Origin of the sequence: Mucilaginibacter pallidiroseus, assembly GCF_007846085.1 — a bacterium.
GTDB lineage: Bacteria > Bacteroidota > Bacteroidia > Sphingobacteriales > Sphingobacteriaceae > Mucilaginibacter > Mucilaginibacter pallidiroseus.
The window spans coordinates 314,067-327,357 of the sequence record NZ_VOEJ01000004.1; the positions used below are offsets into that span (position 1 = coordinate 314,067).

The 13,291-nt window shown below is 43.6% G+C and carries 11 protein-coding genes; 9 read left to right on the forward strand and 2 right to left on the reverse strand.

What is annotated here, in order from left to right:
- Positions 1-34 precede the first annotated feature (34 nt).
- Both FPZ43_RS10690 and FPZ43_RS10695 read left to right on the forward strand, forming a co-directional pair.
- The gene (locus FPZ43_RS10690; RefSeq protein ID WP_146381900.1) at positions 35-1,414 is read left to right on the forward strand and encodes a M16 family metallopeptidase; all 1,380 of its coding nucleotides are present in this window, start codon (positions 35-37) and stop codon (positions 1,412-1,414) included.
- A gap of 16 nt (positions 1,415-1,430) precedes the next feature.
- The gene (locus FPZ43_RS10695; RefSeq protein ID WP_186461813.1) at positions 1,431-2,762 is read left to right on the forward strand and encodes a M16 family metallopeptidase; all 1,332 of its coding nucleotides are present in this window, start codon (positions 1,431-1,433) and stop codon (positions 2,760-2,762) included.
- Between the two features lie 168 nt (positions 2,763-2,930).
- Here FPZ43_RS10695 and FPZ43_RS10700 read toward each other — a convergent pair whose 3' ends face one another.
- A complete protein-coding gene (locus FPZ43_RS10700) occupies positions 2,931-4,058 on the reverse strand; it encodes an AI-2E family transporter (protein WP_261381055.1) in 1,128 nt (375 codons plus the stop codon).
- A 126-nt stretch (positions 4,059-4,184) separates the two neighbouring features.
- Positions 4,185-5,663 carry a glycine--tRNA ligase gene (locus tag FPZ43_RS10705; RefSeq protein WP_146381902.1) on the reverse strand — a complete coding sequence of 493 codons (1,479 nt, stop codon included), beginning with the start codon at positions 5,661-5,663 and terminating at the stop codon, positions 4,185-4,187.
- A gap of 257 nt (positions 5,664-5,920) precedes the next feature.
- Between FPZ43_RS10705 and FPZ43_RS10710 the strand changes: the two genes are divergently transcribed.
- From FPZ43_RS10710 to FPZ43_RS10740, 7 genes are all read left to right on the forward strand, one after another.
- On the forward strand, positions 5,921-6,628 hold the full coding sequence (locus tag FPZ43_RS10710) for an ATP-binding cassette domain-containing protein (protein WP_146381903.1): 708 nt from the start codon (positions 5,921-5,923) through the stop codon (positions 6,626-6,628).
- 82 nt (positions 6,629-6,710) lie between these two features.
- Positions 6,711-7,214, forward strand: a complete 504-nt coding sequence (locus FPZ43_RS10715; protein WP_146381904.1) for an outer membrane beta-barrel protein — start codon at positions 6,711-6,713, stop codon at positions 7,212-7,214.
- 143 nt (positions 7,215-7,357) lie between these two features.
- A complete protein-coding gene (locus FPZ43_RS10720; RefSeq protein ID WP_146381905.1) occupies positions 7,358-7,879 on the forward strand; it encodes an outer membrane beta-barrel protein in 522 nt (173 codons plus the stop codon).
- A 217-nt stretch (positions 7,880-8,096) separates the two neighbouring features.
- Complete coding sequence (gldG, locus tag FPZ43_RS10725; RefSeq protein WP_146381906.1) at positions 8,097-10,508, forward strand: gliding motility-associated ABC transporter substrate-binding protein GldG; 2,412 nt, start codon at positions 8,097-8,099, stop codon at positions 10,506-10,508.
- 37 nt (positions 10,509-10,545) lie between these two features.
- Positions 10,546-11,670 (forward strand): DNA polymerase III subunit beta, encoded by a 1,125-nt coding sequence (dnaN, locus tag FPZ43_RS10730; protein WP_146381907.1) that lies wholly within the window; start codon positions 10,546-10,548, stop codon positions 11,668-11,670.
- A 184-nt stretch (positions 11,671-11,854) separates the two neighbouring features.
- Positions 11,855-12,538 (forward strand): DUF4397 domain-containing protein, encoded by a 684-nt coding sequence (locus tag FPZ43_RS10735; protein ID WP_146381908.1) that lies wholly within the window; start codon positions 11,855-11,857, stop codon positions 12,536-12,538.
- Positions 12,539-13,282, forward strand: a complete 744-nt coding sequence (locus tag FPZ43_RS10740) for a DUF4397 domain-containing protein (protein ID WP_146381909.1) — start codon at positions 12,539-12,541, stop codon at positions 13,280-13,282. It abuts the gene before it with no gap.
- Positions 13,283-13,291: the final 9 nt, after the last annotated feature.

Genomic DNA, 13,291 nt, shown 5'->3' on the forward strand with positions numbered 1-13,291 from the left:
TATATTTATGCAGTTTATTACTTAAACCATAAATATGACCCCGAAACTTATTAAACTATTAACATTGGGTGCAGCCGGCGTTTTATGCTCCCTGAGTGCACTTGCCCAGCCAAGGTTACCGCAAGGTTATTTTTGGAAAAAACTTCCCAACGGGCTAGAGGTAGTTGTTATCGAGAACACCAAAGTTCCGCTTACTACCATTGAGGTTGCTGTTAAAAACGGTGCTTATACCGAAGGCCGCGAGTACAGTGGCCTATCGCACCTTTTCGAACACATGTTTTTCAAGGCTAATAAAGACTATCCCGACCAGGAAAAGTTTTTGAAACGCACGCAGGAACTTGGCGCGATCTGGAACGGCACCACCGGCAACGAGCGCGTAAACTATTATTTTACAGTTGGTAAGGATAGCCTTGATGCCGGGCTAAAATTGATGAATGCTTCTATCCGCTTCCCGATATACAAAGAGGAAGATATGAAAAAGGAGCGCCCTGTGGTTGACGGTGAATTTCAGCGTAACGAAAGCAGCCCGGGTTTTCAATTGTATTACGAGGCCAGCAAAAGGCTTTGGGGTGATTTAATAACCCGCAAAATGCCAATCGGTATTCACGAAGTGATCAATACCGCCACACCCGAAAAAATGATGATCATCAAGGGTAAATATTATCACCCTAACAATAGCCTGCTTATTATTTGCGGCGATATAAAACATGAGGACGGCTTTAAAAAAGCGGAAAACATTTTTGGCGACTGGCCAAACAGCGGTTTCGACCCGCATGTAAAATACCCTATACCTGATTTTGCACCACTCACCAAAAACGAAGTTTTTGTGAAGGAAATGAGCATTGCCAGGACACCGTTTATGATGTACGCCTGGCAAGGGCCTGCCTACACAAGAGATTCGGCCTCAACGGTGGCTGCCGATGTGTTTTCATACATCGTAAGTTTAAACTCTTCAAAATTTCAGCAGGCGCTGGTTGATAAAGGGTTGGCATCATCAGCAAGCCTTAGTTACACCACAAGCCACTACACGGGCGACATCAGCATATTTGTAGTGCCTAATCCCAATAAGCTAAAGGAGTGCCACGAGGAAGTGCTTAACCAGATTAAGCAATGGGGTAACCCGGCTTACTTTACCGATGAGCAACTTGCCGATGCGAAAGCTATATTACTGCGTGAGCATAGCCGCCAAATGGAAAAACCATCGTCGCTGCCATCGCAACTGAGTTTTCAATGGTGCAGTACATCGTTAGATTACTATACCGACCTTACCGACAACTACCAAAAAGTGACCCGCGCAGATATTGCTAAATATCTTAAAACCTACATTGTAGGTAAGCCAATGGTGGCAGGTATGATATTAACGCCCGAGATGAGTAAACAGGTAAATGCAGCATCATTTTTTGTGGTTAAATAAATCAAGACAGAGCAACATGAAAAAATATATATATGTAATGTTTATGGCTGCTGCAACGGGTTTTATTAGCCCTGCATTTGCCCAACAAAAAGCCTATGAAACAACGGTTGATGGGGTTAAGGTAATTGTGCAACCAAGTGGTAACGATATTGTAGAGATACAAGCCGTTATAAAAGGAGGGGTTGCCAACTACCCTGCTACCAAAATGGGTATCGAATCTATGGCCATGACCGCACTTACCGAATGCGGTACATTAAAGCACGATAAGAACGCCTTTAAAAATCAACTCGAAAAAATCAGCGCCTCTGTTTATGGGATTACCAACAAAAACTATTCGGTTATTAAGCTAAATTGTATTAAAAGCGATTTTGATACCGCATGGCCTTTATATGTTGAAGCGGTAACCATCCCGGCGTTTGATGCAAAGGAGTTTGAGCGCATTAAACAAGACGCTGTTACCAACTTAAAAGCCAGCGACTCGAACCCCGATGTAGCAATTGACAAATATGCCGACAAAATAGCTTTTGCAGGCCGCGATTATGCAAAGGATCCTGAAGGCACGCCGGAAATCATAGCAAAACTAACCGCTGCCGAAACCAAGGCTTACTACCAATCGGTACTTACCCGCTCACGTATGCTGATTGTGGTAGTGGCTGATCTTGACAAAGAAACCATTGAAGCTAAAGTAAAGGGCTTGCTTGCTAATATTAAGCAAGGCACGCCTTTCGAAATGAAGAAGTCGTTTTTCAGGGTGTACAAAAACACGTTCTCGTCCGAGAATCGTGAGTTGGCTACCAATTATGTAGAAGGCATAACTAGCGGTCCGGCTCCTGGTACGCCGGATTTTGATGCCTTTAACGTTGCTATGCGTATTTTTGCCGATAAGCACTTTCTTGACGTACGCACAAATAACGGCTTGTCGTATGCGCCGCAATCATGGTTCAGCGTAGGGTCTACATCTGCAGCAAGGTTTTCGGTTTCAACTACCGATCCTAATAAATACATTGCCGTGTTTGATAAACTGGTTGATAGGATAAAAACGCAAGGCTTTAGCGCGGCAGATGTTGCCAATATGAAAGTTACTTACCTAACGGGGTTTTACTATAAAAACGAAACCAATAGCGCACAGGCCTCATCAATAGTGTCAAACCAGGTGCTTCACAATAACTGGAAACGCTCATTAACCCTTGCCGAAGATGTTAAGAAATTGACACCCGAGCAGGTTAGCGATGCCTTCCGTAAATACATTGGCAATATTGTTTGGGTATACCAAGGCGATACCAAAAAGGTAAACCCGGTGCTATTTACAAACGGCCTCAACAAAGGCGACTCACCGGTTAAGAATTAGTTTATAGTAGATAGATCATGGTCAATGGTTCATAGATCATAGAATAGAATATAGTCCATGGTCCCTAGATTAAAGCCGGATTCTGTTATGCTTTGCGTAGTGGGATCCGGCTTTTTTTTGTGTCAAAATAAAACAAAGACTTATCGATGCAAAATCGGCCCCAATGACCTAATCAACCTTCTTCTGCTCATGCGTTGGCAGTACGGCTTTACGTTTGTTGCGGTTGCGCCACATTTCGCCCATATGGTGGGTGGGCACGTTGTCGCCAAGTAATTTGCCCCAGGGCTTAAGGTCGTCTATGCGATCAAAAACGATTTTAATAACCGCCACAAATGGGATGGATAAAAACATGCCCGATACGCCCCAAAGCTGGTTGCCAAGCAGCACAACGATGATAGACATCAACGCGTTTATCTGCACTTTTGATGATACAATGCGCGGCACCAGGATATTGTTATCAATAAACTGGATGACGATGTAGGCGATAACCACGCCTAACTGAGTGGAGTAACCATCTTTAGTAACGGTAGCCATAAGCACCGGCAACGCAATGGCAATAATACCGCCCAGGTAGGGTATAAGATTAAGTATGGCGCCAATACTACCTATTAGTATGGCGTATTTAACACCAAGTAATAAAAGCGCAATTGAATTCATGACGGCTACAATAATCATTTCGATAAGCAGGCCTACAATGTAGCTTTGTATGGCACTCTTAGTTTCGCCCAGCACATCACTTACCTTTTTGGAGTTTTCTTCTGCAAATACCTCAAAAAGAAAGTTGAGGATAAGTGTTTTGTAGTACAGCATTAAAAAGATATAGACAGGCAGCAGAAAAACTACCGATAATGTACTTAAAACGCTGTTTACGGTACGGCCCACCATAGCCTGACTGTTGTCTAAAGCATCGTGCACCATTTGGTCCTGCTTTGTAATAGCTACCCCGAAGGTTTGCTGGATCCAGCCTTTAAGGTTTATGGTGATATCACCAAGCTTTTGCTTAAGCATAGGCAGCGAATCGCCGAATTGGATGATTTGAGTGGAAAGAAAATAAAATACGGTGGCTACAAATAATATCATTATAGCCATAGCTATAATAATGGATAATATCTTAGGTACTTTGTGCTGCTGCAGGCGGTTGCAAAGCGGGTTAAGCAATACCGCCAAAAACGCCGCAAACGCCAATGGTACCATAATATCTGCGAGTGTTGCCAGTACATATACCAGCAATATCAACCCAAAAAGTACAACAGTGCTCTGCATGTAAAAAGGCTGATCTTTTATTTTAATACCCATGTAGTTGTGTTTTCATATAAACACTAAGGTATTTAAGGCGGCAATTGTTTTAAGTATGGTTTACAAGATGCAAATAAAAAAAGCGCCTGTAAATCAGGCGCTTTTGCAATGTTGCTTAACAATATTTTACAATACATTTTTCCAGCTAACCAGGTCGCCTATAATACGGTCAAGGTCGGCAGCGGCAACGCGTTCCTGGGCCATGCTGTCGCGATGGCGTATGGTGACTGTGTTGTCTTCAAGGGTCTGGTGATCAACCGTGATACAGAAAGGCGTGCCAATGGCATCTTGGCGGCGGTAGCGTTTACCAATAGCATCTTTCTCCTCGTATTGCAGGTTGAAGTTGAGTTTCAACTCATCCATAATCTCACGGGCTTTTTCAGGTAAACCATCTTTTTTGGTGAGCGGGAAAATAGCCGCTTTAACAGGGGCAAGGCATGGGTGTAGGCGTAGCACAGTACGGCTATCCTGTTTTTCTTGGGTGCTTAGGTCTTCTTCCTCGTACGCGTTAATCAGCGTAAGCAGGAACATCCTGTCCAGACCTATTGATGTTTCTATAACATATGGGATGTAGTTACCGTAAGGCTTGCCTGTTTCAGGGTCAACCTCAGGGTCAAAATACTGCATTTTTTTACGAGAGAATTTCTCGTGTTGGCTCAAATCAAAATCAGTACGGCTGTGAATACCCTCTACTTCTTTAAAACCAAACGGGAAATTAAATTCGATATCATAAGCAGCATCGGCATAATGCGCGAGTTTGGTATGCTCATGATAGCGGTATTTTTCTTCGGCAGTGCCAAGGGCAAGGTGCCATTTAAGGCGGGTAGCTTTCCACTTGTCGAACCATTCGCGCTGTGTGCCGGGGCGAACGAAGAACTGCATCTCCATTTGCTCAAACTCGCGCATGCGGATAATAAACTGGCGGGCAATAACCTCGTTACGGAAAGCCTTACCAATTTGCGCAATACCGAAAGGAATTTTCATCCTGCCCGATTTTTGCACGTTCAAATAGTTTACAAATATACCCTGTGCAGTTTCGGGGCGCAGATAAATAGTTTCAGACTCATCAGCGATGGCGCCAACTTGCGTGCTGAACATCAGGTTAAACTGGCGCACATCGGTCCAGTTGGCGGTGCCGCTTATAGGGCATTTTATACTTTGTTCGATGATAAGCTCGCGCAGACGAGGTAAATCCTCCGCTTTAAGCGCGTTGTCCATTGCTAACTGCAATTCTTCAGCTTCGCTGGTTTTGCCTTCCTCGTCAAGTTTTGCAATACGGTCTTCAAGCAACTGATCGGCACGGTAGCGTTTTTTGCTGTCCTTGTTGTCAATCATCGGGTCGCTAAAGCCATCAACGTGTCCGCTTGCTTTCCAGATGGTTGGGTGCATAAATATGGCCGAATCGATACCGACAATGTTATCGTTCATCTGCACCATGGCTTTCCACCAGTAGGTTTTGATGTTGTTCTTCAACTCCGAGCCGTTTTGGCCGTAGTCGTACACGGCGCTAAGGCCGTCATATATCTCGCTGCTTTGAAATACAAAACCGTATTCCTTGGCGTGCGATATTACATTTTTAAATAAATCGTCGGTTTGAGTGCTCATAATAGGGCAAAGATATATTTTTAGCGCTTAAAGCTTAAAGCACAATGCAAAAAGGTTCTGAGATCAGTTTTAACATTTTTCATCCTGAGTCACGAAGGATCTCATAGCTGCTATGTTTGAGAAATGCATTGTTTATAACAGATTCTTCGCTGCGTTCAGAATGACAAGATATTATTGGTAGGCAAAGAGAGATCATTTTCATATGATCACATATCTCATTTCCTAAATCTCGCATTTAACCTATAACTTTACGCCTTATGAGTATTAAGGTAGCGGCATTAACCAAGGTTTACGGGCAGCAAATAGCCGTTGATAACATCAGTTTTGAGGCAGGCAAGGGCGTGTTAGGTTTTTTGGGCCCAAACGGTGCCGGTAAAAGTACCACAATGAAAATGCTTACCTGCTTTATTCCGCCAACTGATGGCACCGCCACCGTTTGCGGTTTTGACATTGGCACACACCCGCTTGATGTAAAACGCAATATTGGTTACCTGCCCGAGAGCAACCCTTTATATACAGATATGTATGTAAAGGAGGCGCTTGCTTTTGTGGCCGGCATACACGGCCTGCACCAGCCGGCCAAACGCATTGCCGAAGTTATTGAGCTTACCGGCCTTGGCCCCGAACAGCATAAGCAGATCAACGAACTATCTAAAGGATACCGACAGCGTCTAGGATTGGCGCAGGCAATACTGCACGATCCGCAGGTACTTATACTGGATGAGCCTACATCGGGCCTCGATCCGAATCAATTAATAGGTATAAGGCAGCTGATAACCGAACTTGGTAAAAAAAAGACAGTTGTGCTATCTACCCATATTATGCAGGAGGTTGAAGCCGTTTGCAACAACGTGGTGATCATCAACAAAGGCAATATTGTAGCTAATGACACGCTTGGCGCTCTCAAACAGCAGAATAATAACCAGTCTTTGGAAGAAATATTCATCAAGCTTACCAACCAATAATTAATATTTTTTCAAAAACCTTTTTAATAGATGGTTGTCTGTAGATGCAGAAAATGCATTTGCTTATTTATTTATTAAAATCATGAAAAAAGTATTACTTCTTTTAGCCGTTATCAGCGGCTTGTCGATCAGTTCTCACGCACAGTCTCGCAGAGCTTCAAAAGGAATTTGGAGCATTGGTGCAGAAGTTGGCCTTCCGGTTGGCGACGCATCTGATTTTTACAGCACTGTGCTTGGTGCCTCATTAAAGTATGATATCCCTGTAGCGCAGTCTACATTCTTCAACGTTTCTGCAGGTTATAATGCCTTTATGTTGAAAGACCGTTTCAAAAACAGATTTACAAAATCATACGGTGCTATACCGTTGAAAGCAGGGTTAAAATACTATGCAGATCAGCGTTTCTTTATTGAAGGCCAGTTGGGTGCTGCTTTTGGTACTAACGATGGTGCAGGTACATCATTCGTTTATGCACCTGGTGTTGGTTATACCTTTGCAGGTGGCATAGAAGCAGGCTTACGTTACGAGGCTTGGTCAAACAACGGCACGCTTGGTCAGTTGGGCCTGCGTGTTGCAGTCAATTTCTAAGCATTATCTTATTGATATTAAGGCCCGGCAGTTACTGTCGGGCTTTTTTTTTGAAAAAAATGTAACGTTTTGTAACAATGCGAGTCTATTACAACAATTCGTCATACAACCGTGGCGAAACACTTAAACTTATACAATTAAAAATGAAAAGAGTACTACTTTTATTAACCGTAATATGCGGTTTCTCAATGGGTGCATTCGCACAATCTGGTTCACGTACAGGCAAATGGAACATTGGTTTAGAACCAGCGTTACCTCTTGGTAATCTAAAGTCCGTTTATTCGTTTGCACTTGGTGCTTCGGTTAAATATGAACTACCCGTTGCTTCATCAACTTTTATAACCTTTAGTGCCGATTATCAACGCTTTTTTATTAAAAGTGATCTTAAAGATGCCCTCAATTCTGTAGGTATTGATAAATCAGGTGTTGGTATAATACCGGTTAAGGTGGGTGTAAAAACTTATTTTGATCAAGGCTTTTTTGCAGAAGCTCAAGTTGGTGCAGGTTTTTCAACTGAAGAAGGAGGTAGTACCTCTTTTGTATACGCTCCTGGAATAGGTTATACTTTTACCAGTGGCTTTGAAGCAGGTTTAAAATACCAGGGCTATTCAAGTGACGGAGCAAACGATGGCGTTTTAGCTTTAAGACTTGCATACAGGTTTTAATTTGAACCGTTAATGTAATCAAAGGCCCCTGTTCAAGGGGCCTTTTTTGTTTTGAAAGGTCGGGTCCGCTTGATTAGCAGTACCCACTATGATTTATGACCTCGTCTTATTAACACACCGATATTTCTTAAAACTCCGCCGGTGCGCTTTTTAAAAGGGCATTATTTAAAAGCGCATAAGTTTGTAACTTTACTGCTTCCTAATAGCTGAATATACTGTGCTGTCTATCCTTAAAAAAGAAATAACAACCTATTTAAGCTCAATGGTGGCATATGTTACCATTGTTGTGTTTTTACTGGTACTTGGTTTGCTACTTTGGGTTTTCCCTGATACCAGTATCCTGGCATACGGTTACGCCGGCCTGGAAAGTTTATTTAGCACTGCGCCTTATCTTTTTATGTTTTTGGTGCCTGCCATAACCATGCGCACTCTTGCCGAAGAACGCCGCGAGGGCACTTTCGAGTTGTTGCTTACCCGCCCGCTCACCGCTTTTCAAATTGTGATGGGTAAATACCTGGCAGGGGTACTCATTGTGCTATTTGCGTTATTGCCTACAATTATTTACTACATTTCTGTTTACCTGTTGGGCGCACCGCAGGGTAATATCGATACAGGTGCCGTAATTGGTTCATATATCGGCTTGTTTTTATTGGGCGCTGTATTTACGGCAATAGGACTATTTGCTTCATCGGTAACCAAGAACCAGGTAATATCATTTACCATAGCCGTATTTTTGTGCTTCTTCTTTTATAGTGGGTTCGGCTCATTAGGCGGTTTGCTATCCTTACAAAATATCGGACTGGGCAGCCTGGGCATTGTAGAGCACTACGAGTCGGTGAGCCGTGGTGTTTTAGATACGCGCGACCTGATCTACTTCCTGATGCTGGCCGCATTATTTTTATGGCTTACGCTGTTATCGCTACATAAGCAAACCGGCCGAAAGTTTATTAATACCGTTTTTTTAAGCGTATTGGGTATCATTTTTTCGGTAAGTATTTTAACAGTATTCTCAAATAAATTCTTTACCCGCTTCGATTTTACCAAGGAGAAACGCTTTACCATATCACCCATCAGCCGTAAGTTATTAGATAGTGTTAGTGAACCGGTAAACGTGGTGATTTATTTGGAAGGTGATAATTTTCCGGGTGGGATGAAACGCCTGCAGACATCTGTGCGTGATATGCTCAGCGATTTGCAAGCCTACAGCAACGGGCACATGAGCTACCAGTTTACAGATCCCTTGAAAGATATTTCGCAAGATGAGCAGAAAGCCGCCTATGAAAATCTTGCAGCAAAGGGTATTGAGGGGCAAAGCCTGAGCGTAAAAACGGATGATGGTGTATCACAAAAGGTGATCTTCCCTTTTGCATTGGTAACCTACGGCGGCAGAAGCATACCGGTTAAATTATTGCAAACGCAAAGTTCAATGGGCCTCTCGCCCGATGAAGTACTCAATAATTCTATTCAAAACCTGGAGTATGCCTTTACGTCAACCATAAAAAAATTGGTAAGCGGTGGCAAGCAGCGTATAGGCTTTACCGAAGGGCATGGCGAACTTACAGATCTGCAGCTGAACGATGCAATGCAATCTTTAAGTGACGGCTTCCTGGTAGGCCGGGTTGATTTAAACACCATTGCGGCGGATAGCCTGCAAAAGGTAAGCCTGCTTATAATACCAAAGCCCGACAAGGCTTTTACAGAGGTACAAAAGTTTAAAATAGACCAATACCTGATGCGCGGCGGGCGCATACTTTGGGCCATTGACCAGGTAAACGCCGAAATGGACAGCCTGCGCGGCAAGGGCAACCAACAATTGGCTTTCCCCAAGCAGCTAAACCTGGACGACCAGTTGTTTAGCTACGGTATACGCATAAACTACGACCTGATTGCCGACCTTAATTGCGGTGAAATACCTGTTACCACTGGCGATGTAGGTGGGCAGCCGCAAATACAGTTGTTAAGGTGGCTGTTTTACCCTGTGTATCTGCCAACTTCAACGCACCCCGTGGTAAGAAACCTGGATGGTATCATAAGCCAGTTTGCCAATACAATTGATGTGCTGGATACGCGAGGTGTAAATAAAACAGTATTACTGGCTTCGTCGCCTTTTAACAAGAGTTTAAAGGCACCGCACATGCTTTCGTTACAGGCGTTGCAGCAGGAGCCCGATCCTAAAGAGTTTCAAAGCACGCCCAAAATTACCGGTGTGTTGCTGGAAGGGCAGTTTACATCAGCATTCCGTAACAGGCCCGTGCCAGAAGGGATAGAACAAAACACCCAAACCATACAGCAAAGCAAGCCTGCCAAAATGATTGTGTTGAGCGATGGCGATATTTTGCGCAACCAGGTAGGTACAGATAACTCGCCTTATCCTTTGGGATACGATAGATATAGTCGCCAAACCTACGGCAACAAGAACCTGCTGCTCAACATTGCCGATTACATGACCGACGACTCGGGGCTAATTTCACTGCGATCAAAAGAGATAAAAATACGCCTGCTGGACCGTGCCCGTATACGCCAGGAAAAGCTGATGTGGCAGCTTATAAATACGGTTGTGCCAATTGCAATTGTGTTAATATTTGCTATTTTTCAACATTATATGCGCAGGCGAAAGTATGCCCGCTAAATTTTATACTTTTGGTAGATAAACGTTAATTATTACTATGAGATTTATAGTTTCCACATCAACATTGCTAAAGCAACTGCAATCTGTAAGCGGTGCGTTGAGCAACAGCACTGTTTTGCCCATACTGGAAAACTTTTTGTTCGAGATAAAAGAGGGGAACTTAACTATTTCTGCTACCGATTTGCAAACCAGCATGACCACATCGCTGGCGGTTGAAGCAAAAGAAAATGGCCGTATAGCTATCCCTTCGCGCATATTATTAGATACCTTAAAATCACTACCGGAGCAGCCTGTTGCTTTTTCGGTTGATGATAAAACCTTTGCCATTGAAATAAGCGCCGGAGATGGTAAATATAAATTGAGCGGCGAAAACGGCGAGGACTTCCCCAAGATCCCGGTTGTGGAAAACGCGTCATCAGTAAACTTGCCTGCATCTGTATTGGGCGAGGCCATCACCAAAACTATATTTGCGGTAAGTAACGATGAGTTGCGCCCTGCCATGACAGGTGTTTATTGCCAGCTAAGCAGCCAGCACTTAACATTTGTAGCAACTGATGCGCACAAGTTGGTACGTTACCGTCGCCTGGATGCAAAGGCTGATAGCACCACGGCTTTCATCCTGCCTAAAAAGGCACTTACGTTGTTAAAGTCGGCCCTGCCGTCTGATGATGTAAACGTGTCTGTAGAATACAACAACACAAGCGCATTTTTTAAATTTGGCAACATTAATCTTGTTTGCCGTTTAATTGACGAACGCTACCCTGATTACGAAGCGGTAATACCTAAAGAGAATCCTAACAAACTGGCTATTGATCGTTTATCGTTCCTTGGCTCGCTTAACCGTGTGGCTATTTATGCCAACAAAACCACTCACCAGGTAAGGTTGAAAATAAGCGGCAGCGAACTGAATATATCATCAGAGGATATTGACTTTGCCAACGAGGCGCATGAGCGTTTAAGCTGCCAGTACGAAGGCGAGGACCTGGAAATTGGTTTCAATGCACGTTTCCTGATAGAAATGCTTAAAAACCTGAGTTGCGAAGAGGTATCGTTAGAAATGTCGACTCCTAACCGTGCAGGTTTATTACTGCCACAAGGCGGCGACGAAAACGAAGACGTATTGATGCTGGTAATGCCGGTTATGCTAAATAGTTATGCGTAGGTTAGAGATTAGTTATTGGTGAGTGGTTGAGCAGTGATTGTTTTTGCCATTATTAAAACCATTAACTGATAACAACTAACTAATGTCAACACAAAAAAAGTCCGGCACTTGCGCCGGACTTTTTTTGTGCCCCCGGATAACAAATCTTATAATTGCACAGTTATATAGCATCTGCCCATAAAATATGTTAAACAGATCCACTTTGTTTCTTTCGTTGCTTGTAATAGCGGTGCTGGCCTCTTGCAAAAAAGATGGCGACGACTCGCTAGTTACCATTCCTACAGGGGCCAGGCTGAATGTTATTAACGCAACTAATGATACGCTGAATTATTATTTGAACGGAACAAGGATAAACAATACATCAAGCCTTTATCCATTGGGTACATCCGGCTATATTCTTTCTGCCGTAGGCGAAAACAATTATCAATTCAAAAAATTCCGTAATGCTGCTGCTTTATTCAGCCTGCCGCTTGCGCTTGATTCGGGCCGTGTGTACTCACTGTTCGTCACCGGGCAATCGGCAGAGAGTACCATTTTAACTGCCGATACGCTTGCCCCTGCAGTTCCAGACAACCTAAATCGTCCACGGGTACGTTTTGTAAATACCTCGCCGCAGGCGGGCAACCTTGATGTGCTGGTTGGCGACACGGTTAACTTTAAAGTGAGAGCCTTTAAATCTGTCTCGGTATTTTTACCTGTAAATCCGGGAAATAAACGTGTACGCATTTACAAGAGCGGAACGGGTGCATTGTTATCAGACGAAATACGGGTTTTAAACAACAGCCGCGTTTATACTTTATTTAGCAAAGGCACACCGGGCAGTGCCGGTAATAATGCGTTTGCAACAGGCTTAGTAATTAACCAATAAATGAACAGTAACAAGAGCAAAATTTTACTTTACCTGTTTTATTGTATAGCAGGCGGCATGCTTATACCTGCCATAAGCGCCTGTTCAAAAAATGGTGCAACGCTATCTACAGATAATGCCTACCTAAACATTATAAACCTAAGCCAGGGTATTGGTACGGTTAACTTGTACGCCAATACAAACAGGGTTAGCACTGCAACTTATAATTACCCCACAGCTTCGGGCTACTTTTTGCTGAATATTGCCGATACGCTTTTGCAAATACGCCCAATTGTGGCCGCAAACGTGCCGCAGGTAAACTACCTGGAATTGCAACGCAGGCTGCAAAAAAATGTCAGGTACACTTGGTTCTTAACAGGGTCGCGTACTGATGCCTCACTCGATTATGTAATCACGGTCGATTCATCGTCAGTACCCACCAGTGGGCGGGGTAAAATAAGGTTTGTGAACCTGTCGCAAAATGCACTCGCGCTTAATTTATACGCTAATGACACATTGGCTTTTGCAAATGTGCCTTACAAAACGGTAACTAAGTATATCGAAGTTACAAACGGCAATTACACTATTGATATCAGCGCCACATCAGCACCAGCGTCGCCTGTCAAAACCCTTACAAACTTCAGCATACTCGATGGCCGCCTTTATACCATATATACATACGGGCTGCTGGGCCGCCCAAGTAATGATAGTGCTGCGTTTAACGCCAACTTTGTACTCAACACCATCCCCGACATTATAAGATAACATAGCTGT

Excerpts from the sequence above, each read along its gene's own strand:
- dnaN (WP_146381907.1), top strand. The coding sequence starts at position 10,546 with ATGAGATTTATAGTTTCCACATCAACATTGCTAAAGCAACTGCAATCT.
- FPZ43_RS10720 (WP_146381905.1), top strand. The coding sequence starts at position 7,358 with ATGAAAAGAGTACTACTTTTATTAACCGTAATATGCGGTTTCTCAATG.
- FPZ43_RS10700 (WP_261381055.1), bottom strand. The coding sequence starts at position 4,058 with ATGGGTATTAAAATAAAAGATCAGCCTTTTTACATGCAGAGCACTGTT.
- FPZ43_RS10690 (WP_146381900.1), top strand. The coding sequence starts at position 35 with ATGACCCCGAAACTTATTAAACTATTAACATTGGGTGCAGCCGGCGTT.
- FPZ43_RS10710 (WP_146381903.1), top strand. The coding sequence starts at position 5,921 with ATGAGTATTAAGGTAGCGGCATTAACCAAGGTTTACGGGCAGCAAATA.
- FPZ43_RS10735 (WP_146381908.1), top strand. The coding sequence starts at position 11,855 with ATGTTAAACAGATCCACTTTGTTTCTTTCGTTGCTTGTAATAGCGGTG.
- FPZ43_RS10740 (WP_146381909.1), top strand. The coding sequence starts at position 12,539 with ATGAACAGTAACAAGAGCAAAATTTTACTTTACCTGTTTTATTGTATA.
- FPZ43_RS10695 (WP_186461813.1), top strand. The coding sequence starts at position 1,431 with ATGAAAAAATATATATATGTAATGTTTATGGCTGCTGCAACGGGTTTT.
- FPZ43_RS10715 (WP_146381904.1), top strand. The coding sequence starts at position 6,711 with ATGAAAAAAGTATTACTTCTTTTAGCCGTTATCAGCGGCTTGTCGATC.
- FPZ43_RS10705 (WP_146381902.1), bottom strand. The coding sequence starts at position 5,663 with ATGAGCACTCAAACCGACGATTTATTTAAAAATGTAATATCGCACGCC.